Here is a 20,096-nt window from a genome sequence, read left to right as displayed (position 1 = left end):
CATGCCGCGGCTTGCCGGAAAAGTAGTTGGGCAGAGTTCGTTCTATGCCGCGGTGATCACTCTGGTCGTGTTCGCCGCGTTTCCCTTCTATTGGATGCTGATCACCACCTTCAAGACGGACGGCGACCTCTACAATCTCAAGTCCATCCCTTATTGGTTCAACGCGCCGCCCACGCTCGAGCATCTCAAGTATTTGTTTGAAGACACGCTGTTCGTGCAGTGGCTGTCCAATAGCGCGCTTATCGGGCTTTGTGTGGTGGCTATCACTCTTCTCGTGGCCCTGCCAGCCGGCTATGGGCTGGCGCGGATGCCGGGCCGTAGCGGCGAAAATCTGAGCATCGGGATCTTCCTGACCTATCTGGTGCCGCCGACGCTTCTGTTCCTGCCTCTCGCGCGGGTGATCACATTGCTCGGATTGCAGGACAGCCTGTGGGCTCTTGTCGTCGTCTACCCCACTTTCACCATCCCGTTCTGCACCTGGCTGCTGATGGGCTTCTTCAAGTCGGTGCCGCGCGAGATCGAGGAGGCCGCCATCGTCGACGGCTGCACTGTCGTGGGAGCATTCGTGAAAACGGTCCTTCCTCTTTCGGTGCCTGCCATTCTGACCGTAGTGATCTTTGCGTTCACGCTAACGGTGCAGGAGTTCGTGTACGCGCTGACCTTCATCTCCTCTTCCAGCGAGAAGCCGGTTACTTTGGGAGTCGCGACAGATTTGATCCGCGGAGATATTTTTTATTGGGGCGAATTGATGGGAGCGGCGCTCATTTCCAGCGTTCCGGTGGCGATCGCTTACAATCTTTTTTTGGACCGCTTCATCAGCGGCATCACAGGCGGCGCGGTCAAATAATCGGCGATTTCCGTGCTGCGCCTACCACGCACGGCTCCCGGTGCCGCGAGCCCATCAACTGCGAGGTCGACGGAGAATTCAGGCGGGATGACGCGCAATTGCACAACAGTACATGCTTTGACCGCAACATGACCGAGTTGGGGCATTCGCGTCGTTTTGACTACCCGACGGTGACTTCCGGTCTTCCCCGGTAAGCAGACATGCTCGGGGCCTGTCAGCATGTCTCAAAAGTGCCAAACTCAGACAACGCGGCGCTTCATTCGATGACCTCATCTGCAATTGCAATCATGTCTGCGGTACTGCATGGGGGGACGAACTAGATGTCAGTGCCCCAGATGAACTTCCCCTCCCAACTTCACCTTTCGCAAGAGCAGGGCGAGCGGCACGGCGGAGGCCGATACCAGCATCAGCGTCCAAAACACATCTACATAGGCCAGCAACGATGCCTGCGCCTGGATCTGCTGGCCAATCCAGGCGATGGCTTGTTGCTGGGCTTGCCCTATTGAGCTGCCCTGGGCGGCAAAATAGTGCATCAGCTGCTGCATAGTCTCCTGATACGGGATGCCTGACGGGATAGCGTGCGAAGCGAGGGAGCTCTGATGAAACTGCCCGCGGTGCGCGAGCACGTTCGAGGCGAGCGACACGCCGATCGAGCCACCGGTATTACGCGCCGCATTGAGCAGCGCGGAGGCCAGGTCGGTCTTGTGCGGGGGAATGCCGTCATAGGAAGCGGCCATGATCGGGACGAAAACCAGCGGCAGTCCGACACTGGTCAGCATGCGTGCCTGCACGAAGAACCAGAAACCCGAATCAGGGTTGATATTGGTCATGACGTACATAGAGAGTGCGATGATGGTAGCTCCGATGGCGATCAGGTATTTGGGCTGGACCCGGCTCGACAGCTGACCCGTGACGAACATCATCACCAGCGTCACGACGCCGCCTGGCGAGAGGACAAGGCCGGCCCATGTCGCGGTGTAGCCGAAACTCCCCTGCACCAGCTGCGGCAGGAACTGCGTAGTAGCCAACAGGATCGCCCCAGTTGCCAGCATCACCAGAAAGCATGATCCGAACTGGCGGGTGGCCATCATCCTGAGGTCAACGACAGGATTCCGACGGCCGGCTTCCCACGGGATCAACAGCAAGGCCGCGAGCCCCGAGATGCATGTGAAGGTGATGATGAAATTCGATCCGAACCAGTCGTCCTGCTGCCCGCGGTCCAATATGAATTCGAGCGCGCCCAGGAAGGCGGCGACGAGAATAAAGCCGCCCCAATCGAAGCGAACACTGCTGCCCGCCGACCGCACGTCCTTCACGAGCATATAGACGAGCACCATCGACACCAGGCCCACCGGTCCGTTGATCAGGAAGCACCATTGCCAGGAAGCATTGTCGGAGAGCCAGCCGCCAAGGGTCGGTCCGACGACCGGGGCGACGACGACCGCAACACCGAACAGCGCGAAAGCTTGACCGCGCTTCGCCGGCGGGAAGGAATCCGCGAGGATCGATTGTGCCACGGGCACCATGCCGCCGCCGCCGAAACCCTGCAGGAGACGAAACATAAGAAGCGCCTGAAGATTCCAGGCCATTCCGCAGAGCACCGAGCTCGCTGTAAACAAACCGAGGCAGACAAGGAAGAACGTCTTGCGGCCAAAGCGGTTAGCCAAAAAGCCGGTCGCTGTGACAATAATGGCATTGGCGACGAGATAGGTGGTTACCACCCAGGACGCTTCGTCCTCGCTGACGCCGAGGCCACCCGCAATGTAATTCAGCGCGACATTGGCGATCGTGGTGTCGAGAACTTCCATGAACGCCGCCAGCGCTACCACGACGGCAATCAACCACGGATTGACGGCTTCCGTAGCTGTGGTCGCCAGGCCTTTACCGGCTCCCTCATCGGCGCTCATGCGTGCCTCCGCAGGTGGTCGATAGATGAGGCCAGCCGCTCGTACAGCGAAGGCTCGGAGTTAATCCGCACGCGCGGCACCACCGACATACCGGGGCCGAGCGCAACATCGGTCGGTGGATTGTCGATGATGATCTTCACCGGCACGCGTTGGATGACCTTGACGTAGTTGCCGGTCGCGTTTTCCGCTGGAAGCAGCGAGAACGCTGTCCCGGACCCAGGCTGAACGCTCGCGACGTGGCCGCGAATGGCGCGGTTCGGATAGGCATCGATATGCATTGACGCGGGCTGGCCCGGCCGCATGGAATCGAGTTGAGTCTCCTTGAAGTTCGCCGTAACCCAGATTTCATCCGGAACGAACATGGTAAGGTTGGTACCCGCCTGGGCAAATTCGCCGGGCGATGCCGTGAGGTTGACCACGCGGCCGGCCTGAGCGGCGGTGACGGTCGTGTAGGACAGATTGAGTTGCGCCTGATCGCGTTGCGCGACCGCTTGCGCGAGGCTCGCCTCTGCGCTGCTGCGCTGCGCCTTCAAGGACTCGATTTGCCGTTGTGCAACGGTCAGAGCCGCTTGCGCACTCTTGAGGGCCGCCTGCTGCTGAAGCAGCTGCGAGCTATATTGCTGAGCATTTTGTACAGTGCCTGCGCCTCTTTGAGCGAGTTCCTCGTAGCGATCCGATTGTTGTTGCGCAAACACCAGCGTCGCCTGCGCCTGCTCGACCTGAGCCTCGCTCGATTTGATTTGCGCCTGCTGCACGGCAATCTGCGCGTTGATATTCTCTATGGTAGCTTGCGCGGCAGCCACCTGTGCGCTCGCTTGCTCGAGCGCGATGCGGTAGTCGCGGTCATCAATGCGCGCGATCACGGCCCCCGCCGCGACGTGCTGGTTGTCGGTGACCGGCACTTGCGTGACGTAGCCCGTCACCTTCGGAGCGATGGCGATCTGGCGCGCCGCGATGAAGGCATCGTCGGTCGATTCGAAATCGGAAGCGTAGTTCCAGTAAGCATAGCCGCCCCCTGCCGCCAGCACGAAGAGGACCGAGCCAATCACAACCGCGACGGGGTGCCGGCGCCGGAAACCCTTGCGGGGCTCTCCGCTGCTCACGTTGGGTGGCGTGGGCTGCTCGTCTGTCTCAGCGGGCAAGTCCGGTTTCTGCGGCTCGCCGGCCGGGCGCTCCCGGCTCGACGGCGCCTCGGTTTCAGGCTTCTCTTTCAGGGGCGGACGATGTGCGAGGGCACCGTCCGCTGGCCCATCTGGCGAACCCGGAGCGAATTGCGGGCTTTCAACTTCGTGGAGCACTTGCTGGTCATTGCGCTTCAGCATGATAGGTAACTCCTATGCAAAGATCGAAACGGAACCGTTCCGTTCTTCTATATAGCGCCGAAACACCTGGCGCAATATATGAACGGAACAGTATCGTTCTTTTCACAAGATTGTGTTAAAAGCTTAGAGATCCCGCGCCGGGCAGCTTCGCCGGACGCAGGCTCACAATTTGCAGACTGAGGATGATTGAAATGGCCAGGACTTCACCAACGAAAGCGCGTTCCGTGACGCGCGCACCCGGACGGTCCGGCCGCCCGCCCAACGAAATCGCGGGCGAGGTCGAGGAGCGCATCCTCGATGCGGCCCGCAAAGTGTTTCTCGATCGCGGATTTGAAGGCGCGAGTATTGAGGAGATCGCCGATGTTGCGCGCTCAGGCAAGCCGACGATCTATGCGCGGTTCCGTGACAAGAAGGCGCTCTTCACTGCCGCGGTCACCAGGTACGTCATCGCCAAGCAGGCCCAGCTCGAGAGTTATTCGCCCTCCGGCACAACGATTGACGAGCGCCTGGCAAGCGTTGGTGTGATCCTCTTGCAAGAAGCTCTGACGCCGGAGTGGATCAACTTGCTGCGCCTGTCCATCGCCGAGGCACGCCGCTTTCCGGATCTCGGGGGCATCGTGATCCGCATGACGCGCGAGCGGGGTACTGAGATCATGATGCGGCTATTGGGCGAGGTGGCAGAATCCAGTGAGGTTGAGACTTTCCCGGCATTCGATCCCGGCCGGCTCGCGATGACGGCGCGATATTTCATCGATTTGATCCTCCTGCCCCAGCTCATGCGTGCCTTATCGGGAGAGCATCAAAAGACCCTGCATGCCGAGATCGGCCCCCATGTCTCGCAAAGGGTCGCTTTCTTTCTTAGTGCGTGCCGGAATGGCGGCATCAGGTGATCGGCTTTGGCTTAGGAGAAAGCTCAGAAGCACAGGCCACCGTCACTGCGCCCGCGCGCAAATCTTGATGGCCTGATTCAGCGCCTCGCGAGGGATTTTTCGGGGCCTCGACGATGCAGCATTATTGCCGCGCACATCCTTCGAGGCCCGCAGCCACAGCGGCGAGCCTCGGACGATGCGCTTGTGCGAGGGGCTCGCGTTGGCTGCGCTCACTCGGCCGGGGCGGTGGAGGTCTTGCTGGCGGTCATCGTCTGAAGTTTGGCGAAAGGGCGCGCCTCAAGGAAGGCGCGGGCGCTGTCGGCCATGATCAGCAGACCGCCGACCAGCATGATTACATCCTTCAGCACGAGCCGACCGCCGCCTGACAGATAAGGGAAACCGTGCTGCGCATCGCCAAGCGCCGAGACCCACGCGTCTGGCGTCGTGATCAGGAAAGACAACGTCACGAATGGCGTCAGGAACGAGAGCGTTGCGCCCAAGATGCCCCATCGGCGCGAGAACACGCCCAGCAGCGTCAGCAGGCCGATCGTTATCTCCATGGTTCCGAGCCCGTCGGAAAAGCCATAGGTATTATTCGCGGTCTGCCAAGCCCGCTCGGCCGGCTTCAACTCACCCTCGTGCGTGAGGTGCGCCTTGTAGTCGGCCGGATGCTCGTAGAAGAACGACATAAACGGGCTGTTGGCGACGAAGGGGGTGATGCTGTCGGCTTCATAGGGCGCGAATTTGAGCGCGCCGATCCACAGGAAGACGATCGCGATGGCGACGCGCATCAGCGGGATGCCGACCCGATCGGAATGAGCGATCCAGGAAAGCGGCAGACGAAGATAGCCGATCATGAGTTCTCCTCAGGCGTTGGGATTGATTTCGGCGGCGGCGTCGAATGCGTCGAGCGCGCGGGTGGAATAGACGACGGCCGCGCCGGCATTGACGGAGACCGCAACACCCAGCACTTCGGCTATCTCTTCCCTGGTCGCACCCCGTTCCCGGGCCGCCGCGGTATGTACCGTGATGCAGCCGTCGCAGCGCAGGGTTATGGCGACCGCAAGCGCGACGAGTTCGCGGGTCTTTTCATCGAGGTGACCGACCTTCGGGCCGGCCCGGCTCAGGGTGGTGTAGCCCTTGATGATATCGGGGTTGAGCTTGCCGAAGCCGCCGACCCCGGCGACAAGCTGCTGCCGATATGTATTCCAATCCAGCATGTGCATGACGCTCTCCTCTTCGATGCGATGTGAAACGCGGAATGAACGGTGACTGTGTTCAGCGCTCCGCGTCGCGCGCCGAGGCGCGAGCGGGAAAAGCCAGGACCAGCAATGCAAGGGCGCCGCCGATGAATGTTTTCTTGATCGCGTATTTGTGATCGTTGCGCGTCTGAACTCCGCGCTTGGGTTGGCGCATCCGCATTACATTCTCCTCATTCATTCGATGCTTTGAGAAATCGGTGCGAAACGGGGAATTGGCGATGCTCTCGCGGCGCAAAACCTGTGCTGACCGGATCAAACATCCGGACGCCGGGACTGAGCCGGCTGCTCTTAACCCGCTCAGTGCGATTGCTCCCCTGTTCCGGGTGCGCCCGGAAATTCAGGATGTGTGCCGGTTTGCCTTGCAATGGGAGGTCGTGCACGAAGCGGAGCCGGCGGGCTTTGCGCAATTTCACATCGTGACCAATGGAAGTTGCCTGCTGGAGCGGTATTGCGGGGAAACGTTCGAGCTGGAAGCCGGCAGCATCCTTCTGCTCCCGCAGGGCGACTCCCACGTCGTGCGATCGGCGAGCCGCGGCGTAAGCTCCGGAGCGCCGATCAGAACCGAATACAACAACGCTATCAGGATCAAGACCAACACCCGCGACGCGAGCGACACCAAGCTGATCTGCGGCCGGCTGCGTTTCGAAGGGGCCATGTACAGCCTCGTCACTGCCGCTTTGCCAAAGGCGATCGTGCTCAGCATCGGCAGAACGGATCTGTTCGACCGGATGCGGATGCTGGTGCAGGCGATCGATGAGGAACTGCAGGCCGCGCGTCCGGGCGCAGCGACGATCGCCACCGAGCTCGCCACCGCTCTCTTCGTGATGATGCTTCGCATGCATTTCGAACAGTCCGCGTCATCGAGCGGCATAATACGGCTGCTCGCATCGTCGTCTTCGGCCAGAGCCGTCAACGCCATGTTGAGAGCTCCCGCGCATCCATGGACGCTGGACGAGCTTGCGGCGGAAGCGCATGTTTCGCGCGCGACCCTGGTTCGGATCTTCCGCAGGGAGGGCGATCTTCCGCCGCTCGGCTTCCTGAGCGAGTTGCGGCTTGGTTTGGCACGCCAGCGCCTCAGCTCGACGAATGGGACCCTGGCGCAGGTGGCGGCAGCGGTCGGTTACGACTCCGAGAGCGCATTCGCGCGTGCGTTTCGGAAACGTTACGGGATTTCGCCCGGTAAACTCCGCGCCCGTCATGACGGGCGATCTCGCGAAGAAAACTCACCCGACCCCACGACGGCCGAACGGATCGTGCGTTATCCGAAATCGGCACTACGGCCTCAATCGTTTTAAAATCCCTCTAAGGTAACGCCGCTTTGGCGTTCACCCGCAAAGGTCAAAGTGAACGCGACTTTTCTTGTTGACAGGCGCCACGGCCGCCTCTCGACGCCATGCTTGAGCGTGCAGCGGATGGGTAGCCTTTACGAACAACTACGCATCAGATTCTATATTCACCAAAACTTCCCCGGCGATGATTTCGGGGTCTCCAAGATCCAGGTCATGCAGGCTTGCTTGAACGAACTCCCGTACTTTTTCGTTCGCCGCATTGGCGGTTTCGCGGTCTTCGAATATCATCACAGCGACACCGACGCCTTCGCCCCCATCCAGTACATAATAAGATCTGAATCCGCGCGATTCCCTTAGGAGCTGACCGATGCCGCTTTTGGCGCGGCGAGCAGCATCCGCAACCGAGCGAACCTTGGTGTACTTTCGAATGACTATGTACATGAGGCCACCCATGCGGCTCAGTTCCAGCCCCGCGCATCAAACCATATCGGGCCGCTGCTGGACTAGGGCCTACTTCCGAGTCGAGTCATTTCCGACTTCAGTTCGATCCTGAACGATGTCCGCTTGGGAGGCGAAGTCAACTCAACCGAGCTTGATGAGCCTTAATCCGCCAATGACGGTGACAAGACGAATTCGTCGCCGGGGAGAGCACAGCATAGGCCGTAAAGCCATTGCGCGGGGAATGCCGGAGTGTTTCCGCTGAACCTGTATGCTCGTGTGCGTTTTTCCTTGTGCAATTTTGCACGCTAGACCGCGGGTGCAGCGCGCACCCGGCATTCCCTGCTCCCTCTTCTTTCGAGGGACATGCTTGCAGAGCTCGGACGCGTTTGCGCCGCGAGAAGGCGAACTGATGTTTGAAGATTGAGTCACGATCCCACCACGTCATTGCGAGGAGCTCTTGCGACGAAGCAATCCATTCTTCCTTTGCGCGGTGAAATGGATTGCTTCGCTGCGCTCGCAATGACGTGGATGGGCCGCGGCGTATGGGTCCCGGCGTTTCGCCGGGACGACGGAGAGAGTCGCGTCCGCTTCTGGACGGCCTAACTCGCCGCTTCCAGCCGCTCTTCGGTCAAGAGCCGCATCGCGGCATCGGCGTCCATCGGCTCGCCGAAGGCAAAGCCTTGCGCGTATTCGCAGCCCAGTTGATAGAGCTCGACCGCATCCGAATCCGTCTCCGCGCCCTCGGCGACGACGTCCATGCCGAGGTCGTGGGCGAGTGCGATGATCGATTTCAGGATCACCGGGCGGGTGCCGCGGCTGGTGGTGCGCACGAAGGACTGGTCGATCTTGATGGTGTCGAACGGGAAACGCTGCAGGTAGGCCAGCGACGAATGGCCGGTGCCGAAATCGTCCAGCGACAGGCCGGTGCCGAGTTCGCGGATGCGGGTCAGCATCTGCGCCGCGTGCTCGGGGTTCTCCATGACCAGCGATTCCGTCAATTCCAGCTTCAGCGTGCCGCGCGCCACCGAGGAGCGCGACAGCACGGTGCGGATGTCGTGGATCAGGTCGTGGCGCAGCAATTGCCGCGAGGAGACGTTGACGCTGGCGAAGATCGGCTCGCGCGACCGCATCGCGCGCTGCCAGATCGCAAGCTGTTTGGCGGTCTGGTCCATCACGAACATGCCGAGATCGACGATCAGGCCGATCTCCTCGGCGATCGAGATGAATTCCGACGGCGACATCCGCCCGAGTTTTGGATGATCCCAGCGCGCCAGCGCCTCGAAGCCGGCGATCGAGCGATCCTCCAGCCGTACGATCGGCTGGTACAGGATGGTGATTTCCTGGCGCTCGATGGCGCGGCGCAGTTCCGATTCCAGCGTCAGCCGGTCGGTTTTGCGCGCGCGCATCGCGGGCTTGTAGACATCGATGCGGTCGCCGCCGATGCGCTTGGAATGATACATCGCAAGCTCAGCATCCTTGATGATCTCGTCGGACAATTGGGTCTGCGGATCGGACAGCGCGAGGCCAATCGAAGCGGTGAGGAAGATCTCGCGGTCGTTGAAGGCGATCGGGGCGCGGATGGTCTTGCGGATGGTCTCGGCAAACGCGGTGATGCGCGCCGAATCCTGTTCCGACATCAGGATCAGGCCGAACTGGTCGCCGGCGAGGCGGGCCAGCGTGTCCTGCGGTTTCAGGATCCGGGTCAGCCGCCGCGCCAGGGTCAAGAGGATCGAGTCGCCGACCGCGATGCCGACGGAATCATTGACCTGCTTGAAGCGGTCGAGGTCGATCACCATCAGCGTCGGCCGCAGGTTCGGCATGGTTTTGGCGAAATTGGCGACCGCGCCGAGGCGGTCGATGAACAATTTGCGGTTCGGCAGGCCGGTCAAATTGTCATGCACGGAATCATGGAGCATGCGCTCTTCGGCGTTCTTGGCCTCGGTGACGTCGGTCAGCGTGCCGACCACGCGCGAAACCTCGCCGTCGGAGCCGACCACCGGGCGCGCTTTGAGCGCAAACCACATGAAGTGGCCGTCGGGGGTGCGCAAGCGGAAATCTTGCACCAGCCGGCCGCGGCGTTGGTCGAGCACGCTGTCGAGCGCGGCGCGGAAGCGGTCCTGGTCGAGGGGATGCAGCACCTCGAGCCATTTGGCCGCCGGGCCTTCCAGCGTGCCGCGCTTGAGGCCGAGCAGGCTTTCGGTCTCGGGGCTGGTGAACACCTTGTCGGCGGAAACGTCCCAGTCCCAGATCAGGTCGCCCGAGCCGGTCAGCGCCAGCGCGCGACGCTCGACGTCGGAAACCACGCCGGTGGTAGCGCCGCCGCCCGCAAAAGCGTGCTGCATGACCGTAAATCCGATCAGCATCACGATCAGCACGAGGCCGCCGAGCAGTGCCGGGCCGACGATGTCGTTGGTGACGGAGCCTGCCACCGCCATGCCGGCCGCGACCACCCAGACCACCAGCAGGAACCAGGTCGGGATCAGCAGCACCGCGCGGTCGAAACCGTGGGTCGAGAGATAGACGATGAGGGCAAAACCGGCGAAGGCGATCAGCACCAGCGACATTCGCGCGATGCCGGAGGCGACCGCCGGATCGAACAGCGCCAACGCCACCAGCGAGCCCAGGAAGGTCAGCCAGCCGACGGTGATGTGGGAATAGCGCACATGCCAGCGGCTCAGATTGAGATAGGCGAACAAAAACACCAGCAGCGTCGCCGCCAGGATAGCTTCGCCCGCCGCGCGCCAGACGCGCTCGGCGTTGTTCGACATGTCGAGCACCTTGCCCCAGAAGCCGAAATCGACCCCGATATAGACCAGCACCGCCCAGGCCAGCGCCGCGGCGGCCGGGAACATGATGCTGCCCTTGACCACGAACAGGATGGTCAGCACCAGAGCCAGCAAGCCGGAAATACCGATCACGATGCCCTGGTAGAGCGTGAACGAGTTGACCTTGTCCTTGTAGGCGTCGGGTTCCCACAGATAGAGCTGCGGCAATTTATCGGTACGCAATTCCGCGACGAAGGTGATGACGGCGCCGGGATCGAGCGTGATGCGGAAGATGTCGGCGGTCGCGCTCTCCTGACGCTCGGGGCGGTCGCCGGTCGATGGCGTGATGGTGGCGATGCGCGATAATCCGAGATCGGGCCACAGCAGCCCCGAGGATACGATCCGATAGTGAGGAGCGACGATCAGGCGGTCGAGCTGATCATCGGTGTTGTTGGCGAGCGCGAACACCACCCAGTACTGGCCGCCTTCGCGGGCGCGGACTTCGATGCGGCGGACGATGCCGTCGGTGCCGGGCGCGGTGGAAACCTGGATACGGTCGGTATCGCTGCGCTGATGATCGAGCACCGCGGTAAGATCGATTGCAGGCGCGTCGCTGCGGACGCTGACCGCGTCGATGGCGCGCGCGGGCGGTGCGGCGGCAAAAATCATGAGGCCCAGCGCGAGCGGCGCAAGGCACCTGATCAGACGCAATGTCAGTACTCCGCGATCAACATCATTCCGGGCGCAGCGAATGGCCCTTCGTTGCCGCGATAAATGACATGAAAGCGAAGGAAATCAAAGGGTTTCCGCCTCCGCTTCGCTCGTGATCGTTAAACCGCCAACACAATTTTGCCAATATGTTCACTGGTCTCCATCCGCCGGTGCGCGTCGGCGGCCTTTTCCAGCGGGAATGTGCTGTCCATCAGGGGTTTTACCCGTCCCTCACGCAATAGCGGCATCACTTTGGCCTCGATGGCGGCGACCATCGCCGCCTTGTCCGCATTACTACGGGGGCGGAGCGTCGAGCCGGTGTGGGTCAGGCGCTTCACCATCACCTTGGCAATGTTGACGGTCACCTTGGGGCCGTTGAGCGTTGCGATCTGGACGATACGGCCGTCGATCGCGGCGGCGTCATAGTTGCGATCGACGTAGTCGCCGGCGACCATATCGAGAATGACGTTGGCGCCCGCATTGTTGGTCTCCGCCTTGACCACGGCGACGAAATCTTCGGTCTTGTAGTTGATGGCGTGGTCGGCGCCGAGCTTGAGGCAGGCGTCGGCCTTGTCCTTGGAGCCGACGGTGACGATGACCTTGGAACCGAGCGCCTTGGCGAGCTGGATCGCCATGGTGCCGATGCCGGACGAGCCGCCATGGATCAAGAGCGTCTCGCCCGGCTTCAGGGCGCCGCGCTCGAACACATTGTGCCAGACCGTCATCAGCGTTTCCGGGACCGCGCCGGCTTCCAGCATCGACAGGCTCGGCGGCACCGCCATCGCCTGCCCATCTTGCGCGATGCAATATTGGGCGTAGCCGCCACCGGCCACCAGCGACATCACCTTGTCGCCAAGCTTGTGCCTGACGGAGCCCGCGCCGAGCGCGACCACTTCGCCGGCGATTTCAAGGCCGGGCAGATCGCTGGCGCCGGGCGGCGGCGGGTAGGCGCCGGAGCGCTGTGCGACATCGGGACGGTTGACGCCGGCGGCCAACACCTTGACCAGGATTTCGCCCGGACCGGGCACCGGGACGCTGCGGGTTTCGGGCAACAGCACCTCGGGGCCGCCGGGCTTGCTGATGCCGATGACGGTCATTTGCGCGGGCAGCTTTTCCATGATTTGTCCTTGCGAAAGGCTGAGAATTTTAAAAGCGGCCCCTGCATTAGCCAGCCGCATAGCGGCTGGCAACCGCCTCAGGGGATCGCCGAACACGGAGCAAAACGCATGGCCGCCGAGGACGACGACAAGCCGCGGAAGAAGGTCACCCACGAGATCGGACAGGACCTGTCGCTGTTGTCGGTCGAGGAACTGACCGAGCGCATCGCATTGATGAATTCGGAAATCGAACGGCTGCAGCAAGCGTCGGCCAGGAAGCGCGCATCGAAGGATGCGGCGAACAGTTTTTTCAAGTCGTAGAGAATTCGAACTCGCCACACGTCGTTCCGGCGGAGGCCGGGACGACGTGTGGCTTGTCCCAAACTAGGCCAATGGCCGACATGGCAAACGAAGCCTAAAGAAAATCGCTCATTTACGATCGGTTAAGCTTTCTCGATTATGACTTGGATCGTCCTCGTTTGGACACCGAGTGGCTCCTGTCCACTCTGTTTGACGCCTCCCTGTTATCAACTTCAAAAGCCGCCGGAAACGGCGGCTCTTTTTTGACGCCGTTCAGGATTCTGCCTTTCGCCTGTCCCGTCACCGCGCTGGAAACCATAAATCCGGTTGCGGCTGGACTCTCGCCCGCACAAGCGCAATGATTTGTTCATCATAAGCCGGCGGCTTTCCAAGCCGGCAGCGTAGCAGTGGCGTGAGGGCGTTAACCATGGCGGACCGTTTGCAAAGCGAATCCGCGCTCGTTCAGTTCAGCGAGCGGCTGACTAATTCGGCGGCATTCGGAACCCTGTTCCGGGAAGGCATGGATCTCGTCGAGCAGACCGCCGCCTATCTCGACGGCGACGGCCGCACCGAAGCCAAGGCGCTCGAACGCTCCGTCAGCCTCACCTATGCGACCGAAAGCATGCGGCTGACCACGCGGCTGATGCAGCTTGCGTCCTGGCTGTTGCTGCATCGCGCGGTGAAGGAAGGCGAGATGACGCTGAGCCAGGCCAACCGCGAAAAGACCAAGGTCAAGCTCTCGGCCGCCGATCCCGGCCCCGAAGACATGATCGCAAAATTGCCCCAGCAATTGCAGGACCTGATTTCGCGTTCGATGAACCTGCAATCGAGGGTGCGCAGGCTCGATGTCACGATCCATGCGCCGGCGACCGAACACGCGCCGATCGGCAATCCGCTGGTGCCGCAGCTCAACCGGCTGAAGGCGGCGTTCGAGCAGTAAGCCGGGCTTCTATCAACATCGTCATTGCGAGGAGCGAAGCGACGAAGCAATCCAGCTTTCCGCATCGTTGCGCTATGGATTGCTTCGCGGAGCCTGTCATCGGGCGCGTGTTCGCGCGACCCGGTGGCTTGCAATGACATGATGGGGTTGCCCAACAAAAAACGCCCCTGAACAGGGGCGTTTTGCATATCCGGGCCGGAATGACGAGGTTCGAAACCCTCAGTCCTTCTTGAGGAAGCCCGAAAATTTCTTCTGGAACCGGGACACGCGGCCGCCGCGATCGAGCATCTGCTGGGTGCCGCCGGTCCAGGCCGGGTGCGACTTGGAGTCGATGTCGAGGTTCAGCTTGTCGCCTTCCTTGCCCCAGGTGGAGCGGGTCAGGTACTCCGTACCGTCGGTCATGACGACCGTAATTGTATGATAATTCGGGTGAATTTCGGCTTTCATGGCATATCCTTCGGCGCGCCGGCGCCCGTCTCAAAGTGTCAAAGGGTACGGATTTGGCCGGGTCTATAACGCAGCCGGGCGGTTAAAACAAGCTACGTATCCTGCCTGATTGGGAATCTCCCGGATTTGCCTAAGGGGGCGGCGAAGCCTATCTGGGGCTTGCAACCGGGTCGGATGACATGAGCACAGCGGAACAGCTTGAAGACATCGGTGGCGGCGCGCCGCCGCGGCGCGACACGCTGCTCGAGGAAGAGGCCTTCATCGAAACCCAGCTGACGCATCCGGCCAAGAGCGGCGCCAAGCTGCGGCCGCTGCTGGCGCTGGCGCCTTACGTGGCGCGATATCGCGGCCGCGCGATGCTCGCCTTTGTCTCGCTCACCATCGCTGCGATCACGACCCTGGTCGTGCCGGTCGCGGTCCGGCGCATGATCGACTTCGGCTTCAGTCCCGAAGGCATCGCCATGATCAACAGCTATTTCAGCGTCATGATCGCGGTGGTCGCGACGCTGGCCGGCGCCAGCGCATCGCGGTACTATCTGGTCATGACCATCGGCGAGCGCATCGTCGCCGATCTCCGGCGCGACGTGTTCGCGCATCTGATCTCGCTGTCGCCGGCCTTCTTCGATTCCGCGCGCAGCGGCGAACTGGTGTCGCGGCTGACGGCCGATACCACCCAGATCAAATCCGCGGTCGGCGCATCGGTATCGATCGCGCTGCGCAATCTGATGCTGTTCTTCGGCGCCACCACCATGATGGTGATCACGAGCCCAAGGCTCTCGGGCTTCGTGCTCCTGGCGATCCCGGTGATCGTGATCCCGCTGGTGGCGTTCGGGCGCTGGGTTCGGCGGCTGTCGCGCAACGCACAGGATACGCTGGCGGACGCGACGTCCTATGCGTCCGAACTGCTCGGCGCGATCCGGACCGTGCAGGCCTTTACCAGCGAGCAACTGGCCAATGCGCGGTTCGGCGGCAATGTCGAACAGGCCTATGAGGCGGCGCGCAGTTCCACCCGAGCCCGCGCGGTGCTGACCTTCATCATCATCTTCATCGTGTTCTCCAGCGTGGTCGCGATCCTGTGGGTCGGATCGCACGACGTGCTGACCGGCTCGATCAGTCCCGGCCGGCTCGGCCAGTTCGTGCTGTACGCGGCGTTCGCCGCCACCGGCCTCGGCCAGCTCAGCGAGGTCTGGGGCGAAGTCTCGGCGGCCTCCGGTGCGGCCGAACGGCTGTTCGAGATCCTGCGCGTCAAATCGCAGATCACGGCGCCGCCGTCGCCGCTGGCGCTGCCGGCGCCGCCGCGCGGCGATGTCGGGTTCGATGATGTCAGCTTCGCCTATCCGGCGCGGCCGGATGTGCTGGCGATCGATGGCGTTTCGCTGTCGGTGAAAGCGGGAGAGAAGGTTGCGATCGTCGGTCCGTCGGGCGCGGGCAAGAGCACCCTGTTTCATCTGCTGCTGCGGTTCTACGACCCTGCGTCGGGGGCGATCTCGCTCGACGGCGTGCCGATCAAGTCGGCCGATCCGGTCGACGTGCGCGCGCGCATCGCGTTGGTGCCGCAGGACTCCGTGGTGTTCGCGGCTTCCGCGCGCGAAAACATCCGCTTCGGCCGGCCCGACGCCAGCGATGCCGAGGTCGAGCGCGCCGCCGATCTAGCGCACGCCAGCGAATTCCTGCGCCGCCTGCCCGGCGGCTTCGAGGCGCAGCTCGGCGAGCGCGGCGTGACGCTGTCGGGCGGCCAGCGCCAGCGCATCGCGATCGCGCGCGCGATCCTGCGCGATGCGCCGCTGTTGCTGCTCGACGAGGCGACGTCGGCGCTGGACGCGGAAAGCGAAACGCTGGTGCAGACCGCGCTGGAAGAACTGATGCGTCACCGCACCACGCTCGTCATCGCGCACCGGCTGGCCACGGTTTTGTCCTGCGACCGCATCATGGTGATGGACCAGGGCAAGATCGTCGAGCAGGGCACTCATGCCTCGCTGGTCGCGGCCAACGGTCTCTATGCGCGGCTGGCGCGGCTGCAGTTCGAGGGGATTTGAAAAGAGGGCGCAAGCGCGTGCTCTGGGTTCCGTCATTGCGAGCCACCGGGTCGCGCGAATGCGCGCCCGATGACAGGCTCCGCGAAGCAATCCATCTCGCTGCGGAAAGAAAGAATGGATTGCTTCGTCGCTGCGCTCCTCGCAATGACGGGTTCGCCTACGCCACCTACCGTTCCGTCAGCTTCAACTCGATGCGGCGGTTGCGCTTGTAGGCCTCTTCCGTCGGCGCGGTGTCGAGCGGCTGGAATTCGGCAAAGCCGGCCGCGACCAGCCGCTGCGCCGGCACGCCGAGCGAGACCAGATATTGCACCACCGAGATGGCGCGCGCGGACGATAATTCCCAGTTCGACTTGAACAAGGGGCTGTTGATCGGCCGCACGTCGGTGTGGCCGTCGACCCGCAGCACCCAGGCGATTTCGCTCGGGATCTGCTTGTCCAGATCAATGAGCGCGGTCGCAAGCTTGTCGAGCTCGGCGCGGCCCTCGGGCAACAGCAACGCCTGTCCGGTGTCAAAAAATACTTCCGACTGGAACACAAACCGGTCGCCGACGATGCGGATATCCGGCCGGTTGCCGAGGATGGTGCGCAGGCGGCCAAAGAATTCCGAACGGTAGCGCGACAATTCCTGCACCCGCTGCGCCAGCGCAACGTTCAGGCGCTGACCGAGGTCGGCGATGCGGCCCTGCGATTCCTTGTCGCGTTTTTCGGAAGCGTCGAGCGCTTCTTCCAGCGCCGCCAACTGACGGCGCAGCGCGCTGATCTGCTGGTTCAGCACCTCGATCTGCGCCAGCGCCCGCGCCGTCACGGCTTTTTCGGAATCCAGCGCCTTGTTGAGTTCATTGGCGCGGCCCTGGGCGTCGCTGCCGGCGCCGGCAAGCCCTTCATAGAGCCCCTTGATGCGGTCGCGCTCGCCCTCGGCGGACGCGAGGCCGGCGCGCAACTGCGACACCTGGTCGTCGAGGGAGAGCTTGCCGAGCTTTTCCAGCGACAGCAGATCGCTCAGTTGCGCGATCTTGGCGTTGAGCTGCTCCAGCGCCTTGTCCTTGCCGGTGACCTCCTGCGACAGGAAGAACTGCACCACCAAAAACACCGAGAGCAGGAACACGATCGAGAGCACCAGCGTCGACAATGCGTCGACGAATCCCGGCCAGTAGTTGAAACCGGATTCGCTGCGGCGTGCACGGGCGAGGGCCATTCAAGATTCTCCGGTATCGTGTCCCGGACGCGGTGCAGCGTGTAACGCTGCTCCGCAGAGCCGGGACCTGGTGACTTTCTTGTGGGCCCCGGCTCTGCAGCGCACCGCTTCGCGCTGCGCTGCGTCCGGGGCACGATATCGTTGCTCTAACTCTTCTCGGGCTGCCGGGCGATCCGCTCCAGCAGCTTCTTGATCTCGCGGTTTTGCTCGCCCTGACCGTCGGCCCATTCGCGGATCATCTGCTGCTCGGTGCGCATATGCGCGACCAGGCCCTGAATCGCTTCGGCGAGATTGGCCATCGCTGCGGTCGTGCCACGGGTGCCGCCGCCTTCCTCGACGACGGCACGCAGCTTTTCCATCGCATGCTGCAACTCGCCGCTGACGCCGGCGGCACCCTCGCCGGAATATTCGCGCACGGTCGAGGCAAGCCAGTCCTCGAGATCGGTATAGAAGCGGTTCTGGGCCTGGCTCGATTGCAGATCGAGGAAGCCGAGGATCAGCGAGCCAGCGAGACCAAACAGCGAGGACGAGAACGAAATGCCCATGCCGCCGAGCGGCGCGGCGAGACCCTCCTTCAGGGTATCGAACAGGGCGCCCGCGTCGCCGCCGACTTTCAGCCCGTCGATCACCTTGCCGACGGAACCCACGGTCTCGATCAGGCCCCAGAAGGTGCCGAGCAGGCCGAGGAAGACCAGCAAACCCGTCATGTAGCGGGAGATGTCGCGGGCTTCGTCCAGCCTTGTCGCGATCGAATCCAGCAAATGCCGCATGGTCTGCTGCGAGATCGACATCCGCCCGGTGCGCTCGCCGCCCAGGATCGCCGCCATCGGCGCCAGCAGCCTCGGACGCCGGTCGATCGCGAGGCCGGGATCGGCGATGCGGAAATTATTGACCCATGCCACTTCGGGATAGAGCCGGATCACCTGCCGGAACGACAGGATGGTGCCGATCAAAAGCACCATGCCGATCAGTGCGTTGAGGCCGGGATTGGCGAAGAAGGCGTTGATGATCTGCTTGTAAAGCACAATCGTAACGAGCGCGCACAGCACCAGAAACACCAGCATCCGCACCAGAAAGATCCGCGGCGAGGACAACTTGCTCAGTTCGATCTCCATTTCGGAGCGGGCGGCGGAGCTTGCGGGCATTGCGGGCATATCCGTTGCGAAGATTCGGTTTCGGCCACCAATATGGCACAGCGGCGGGGGGAAAAAAGCTGGAAAGCCCTGATTCAGGCCGGCCGGCCGGGAACTTCAGGCTGAAAGCCGGCTTTGTTTCAGGCGTATATCGTGGCGTTCGGAATCTTAGCCCACCCAAGCGGGATTTTGCGTGACCATTTTGTATCTGGAAGCGCGGGGCGCCATCGCCGTTTCGCTGACGATCCTGATGGCTGGCGCCTTGCTGGTGCAGCAGCGCAACGGCAATTCCGGCTGGGTCGACACCATCTGGACCTTCTCGCTCGGCCTCACCGGCGCCGGCAGCGCGCTGTGGCCGGTCGCGCGCGCCAGTGGAGGCCGGTTTTCGGAAAAGATCGTGCTCAAAATGAAGGGAGTGGTCACATGAGCTTCGTCTCGACCATCATCGGCACCGCCGAACGGGTACCGCTGCCGGACGTCATCATCCGCGCCGCGATCCACCGGCTGTGCTCGCGCACCGCCACCAAACTCGCCACCGGCAATGCCGAAAGCGACGCCTGGTTTGCCGACGAGATGGCGGCCCGTGCGATTGCCGAACATACCGACGAAGCCAATGTCCAGCGTTACGAAGTGCCGGCGGCGTTCTTCGCCCATGTGCTCGGCCCCAATCGCAAATATTCGTCGTGCTTCTACAGGGAGCCGGCCACCACGCTGCGGGAGGCCGAGGAAGAATCGCTGCGCCAGACCGTCGAGCATGCCGATCTCTTCGATGGACAGTCGATCCTCGAACTCGGCTGCGGTTGGGGCTCGCTGTCGCTGTGGATGGCGCGGCAATTTCCGCGCTCAGAGGTGACGGCGGTGTCGAATTCGAATTCGCAGCGCGAACATATCGAGCGCGAAGCGGCGAAACGCGGATTGCCAAATCTGCGCGTCGTCACCGCTGACATGAATGTGTTCGACGCGAACGCGCAGTTCGACCGTATCGTCTCGGTCGAGATGTTCGAACACATGATGAACTGGCGCGAACTGATGACGGGTGTTCGTTCATGGCTGAAGCCCGACGGCCGTTTCTTCATGCACATCTTCACCCATCGCTCCGGCGCCTATCTGTTCGACCGCGCCGATGCCGAGGACTGGATCGCGCAGCATTTCTTCGTTGGCCGCGTGATGCCGAGCCATCATTTGATCCGCCAATATGCCGATCTGCTCAGGATCGAGAAGGAATGGCGCTGGAGCGGCACGCATTACCAGCGCACCGCCCAGGACTGGCTGGTGAATTTCGATGCGCACCGCGACGAGATCGAAGGCATTCTCCGCGAAGTCTATGGCGACGACACCGCTTTGTGGATGCGCCGCTGGCGTTGGTTCTTCCTCGCGACATCAGGCTTGTTCGGTTACGCCGACGGCAGCGAGTGGGGCGTCAGCCATTACCGGATGAGGGCGGCGTAGTCGCTCATGTTGCCGGGCAAAAGTGCGGAGCGCGTCTTGAGATCAGAGACCCGGCAATCCATCGAGCAAGGACTCTCGCGAAGACG

The 20,096-nt window shown here is 62.4% G+C and carries 18 protein-coding genes and 1 pseudogene; 8 read left to right on the top strand and 11 right to left on the bottom strand.

Annotated features, from left to right (window positions below; all coding sequences use genetic code 11):
* Position 1 precedes the first annotated feature (1 nt).
* Positions 2-847 carry a carbohydrate ABC transporter permease gene (locus NL528_RS40610; RefSeq protein ID WP_309179932.1) on the top strand — a complete coding sequence of 282 codons (846 nt, stop codon included), beginning with the start codon at positions 2-4 and terminating at the stop codon, positions 845-847.
* Positions 848-1,170: 323 nt separating this feature from the next.
* Here NL528_RS40610 and NL528_RS40605 read toward each other — a convergent pair whose 3' ends face one another.
* Complete coding sequence (locus NL528_RS40605) at positions 1,171-2,754, bottom strand: DHA2 family efflux MFS transporter permease subunit (protein WP_309179931.1); 1,584 nt, start codon at positions 2,752-2,754, stop codon at positions 1,171-1,173.
* Positions 2,751-4,076 carry an efflux RND transporter periplasmic adaptor subunit gene (locus tag NL528_RS40600; protein WP_309179930.1) on the bottom strand — a complete coding sequence of 442 codons (1,326 nt, stop codon included), beginning with the start codon at positions 4,074-4,076 and terminating at the stop codon, positions 2,751-2,753. Before NL528_RS40600 ends, NL528_RS40605 begins: the two co-directional genes overlap by 4 nt.
* Before the next feature lie 182 nt (positions 4,077-4,258).
* On the opposite strand from NL528_RS40600, the gene NL528_RS40595 reads away from it, so the two are divergent.
* Positions 4,259-4,966 carry a TetR/AcrR family transcriptional regulator gene (locus tag NL528_RS40595; RefSeq protein ID WP_309179929.1) on the top strand — a complete coding sequence of 236 codons (708 nt, stop codon included), beginning with the start codon at positions 4,259-4,261 and terminating at the stop codon, positions 4,964-4,966.
* Positions 4,967-5,175: 209 nt separating this feature from the next.
* On the opposite strand, the gene rclC is transcribed toward NL528_RS40595, so the two are convergent.
* From rclC to NL528_RS40580, 3 genes are read right to left on the bottom strand one after another with little or no spacing between them, the layout of a single operon-like run.
* A complete protein-coding gene (rclC, locus tag NL528_RS40590) occupies positions 5,176-5,802 on the bottom strand; it encodes a reactive chlorine resistance membrane protein RclC (RefSeq protein WP_309179928.1) in 627 nt (208 codons plus the stop codon).
* A gap of 9 nt (positions 5,803-5,811) precedes the next feature.
* The gene (locus tag NL528_RS40585) at positions 5,812-6,171 is read right to left on the bottom strand and encodes a carboxymuconolactone decarboxylase family protein (RefSeq protein ID WP_375143940.1); all 360 of its coding nucleotides are present in this window, start codon (positions 6,169-6,171) and stop codon (positions 5,812-5,814) included.
* Positions 6,172-6,223: 52 nt separating this feature from the next.
* A complete protein-coding gene (locus tag NL528_RS40580) occupies positions 6,224-6,367 on the bottom strand; it encodes a hypothetical protein (RefSeq protein ID WP_309179927.1) in 144 nt (47 codons plus the stop codon).
* A 58-nt stretch (positions 6,368-6,425) separates the two neighbouring features.
* On the opposite strand from NL528_RS40580, the gene NL528_RS40575 reads away from it, so the two are divergent.
* Positions 6,426-7,502 (top strand): AraC family transcriptional regulator, encoded by a 1,077-nt coding sequence (locus tag NL528_RS40575; RefSeq protein ID WP_309185207.1) that lies wholly within the window; start codon positions 6,426-6,428, stop codon positions 7,500-7,502.
* A 138-nt stretch (positions 7,503-7,640) separates the two neighbouring features.
* Here the strand turns inward: NL528_RS40575 and NL528_RS40570 are convergent, their stop codons facing one another.
* From NL528_RS40570 to NL528_RS40560, 3 genes are all read right to left on the bottom strand, one after another.
* Complete coding sequence (locus tag NL528_RS40570) at positions 7,641-7,937, bottom strand: hypothetical protein (RefSeq protein ID WP_309185206.1); 297 nt, start codon at positions 7,935-7,937, stop codon at positions 7,641-7,643.
* A 599-nt stretch (positions 7,938-8,536) separates the two neighbouring features.
* A complete protein-coding gene (locus tag NL528_RS40565) occupies positions 8,537-11,413 on the bottom strand; it encodes an EAL domain-containing protein (protein WP_309179926.1) in 2,877 nt (958 codons plus the stop codon).
* Between the two features lie 119 nt (positions 11,414-11,532).
* The gene (locus NL528_RS40560) at positions 11,533-12,531 is read right to left on the bottom strand and encodes an NAD(P)H-quinone oxidoreductase (RefSeq protein ID WP_309179925.1); all 999 of its coding nucleotides are present in this window, start codon (positions 12,529-12,531) and stop codon (positions 11,533-11,535) included.
* 108 nt (positions 12,532-12,639) lie between these two features.
* Between NL528_RS40560 and NL528_RS40555 the strand changes: the two genes are divergently transcribed.
* Entirely contained in the window at positions 12,640-12,831 is a 192-nt protein-coding gene (locus NL528_RS40555; RefSeq protein ID WP_309179924.1) for a DUF1192 domain-containing protein, read from the top strand.
* Between the two features lie 406 nt (positions 12,832-13,237).
* The gene (locus NL528_RS40550; protein ID WP_309179923.1) at positions 13,238-13,750 is read left to right on the top strand and encodes a DUF1465 family protein; all 513 of its coding nucleotides are present in this window, start codon (positions 13,238-13,240) and stop codon (positions 13,748-13,750) included.
* A gap of 219 nt (positions 13,751-13,969) precedes the next feature.
* On the opposite strand, the gene rpmE is transcribed toward NL528_RS40550, so the two are convergent.
* Positions 13,970-14,197, bottom strand: a complete 228-nt coding sequence (gene rpmE, locus NL528_RS40545; RefSeq protein WP_074273128.1) for a 50S ribosomal protein L31 — start codon at positions 14,195-14,197, stop codon at positions 13,970-13,972.
* Between the two features lie 179 nt (positions 14,198-14,376).
* On the opposite strand from rpmE, the gene NL528_RS40540 reads away from it, so the two are divergent.
* The gene (locus tag NL528_RS40540; RefSeq protein WP_309179922.1) at positions 14,377-16,233 is read left to right on the top strand and encodes an ABC transporter ATP-binding protein/permease; all 1,857 of its coding nucleotides are present in this window, start codon (positions 14,377-14,379) and stop codon (positions 16,231-16,233) included.
* Between the two features lie 166 nt (positions 16,234-16,399).
* Here the strand turns inward: NL528_RS40540 and NL528_RS40535 are convergent, their stop codons facing one another.
* Together NL528_RS40535 and NL528_RS40530 are read right to left on the bottom strand one after the other, a co-directional pair.
* Positions 16,400-17,428: a peptidoglycan -binding protein gene (locus tag NL528_RS40535; RefSeq protein WP_309179921.1), complete on the bottom strand. Its 1,029-nt coding sequence runs from the start codon at positions 17,426-17,428 to the stop codon at positions 16,400-16,402.
* Positions 17,429-17,574: 146 nt separating this feature from the next.
* Entirely contained in the window at positions 17,575-18,573 is a 999-nt protein-coding gene (locus tag NL528_RS40530) for a flagellar motor protein MotA (RefSeq protein ID WP_309179920.1), read from the bottom strand.
* 181 nt (positions 18,574-18,754) lie between these two features.
* On the opposite strand from NL528_RS40530, the pseudogene NL528_RS40525 reads away from it, so the two are divergent.
* Positions 18,755-18,934: pseudogene (locus tag NL528_RS40525) on the top strand (hypothetical protein); the annotation flags it as partial.
* 50 nt (positions 18,935-18,984) lie between these two features.
* On the top strand, positions 18,985-20,010 hold the full coding sequence (locus NL528_RS40520; protein ID WP_309179919.1) for a cyclopropane-fatty-acyl-phospholipid synthase family protein: 1,026 nt from the start codon (positions 18,985-18,987) through the stop codon (positions 20,008-20,010).
* The last annotated feature ends 86 nt before the right edge of the window (positions 20,011-20,096 follow it).

The organism is Bradyrhizobium sp. Ash2021 (assembly GCF_031202265.1).
GTDB lineage: Bacteria > Pseudomonadota > Alphaproteobacteria > Rhizobiales > Xanthobacteraceae > Bradyrhizobium.
The sequence above is the reverse complement of the archived record's forward strand: the minus strand, read 5'-3'. Positions and strand labels throughout refer to the sequence as shown.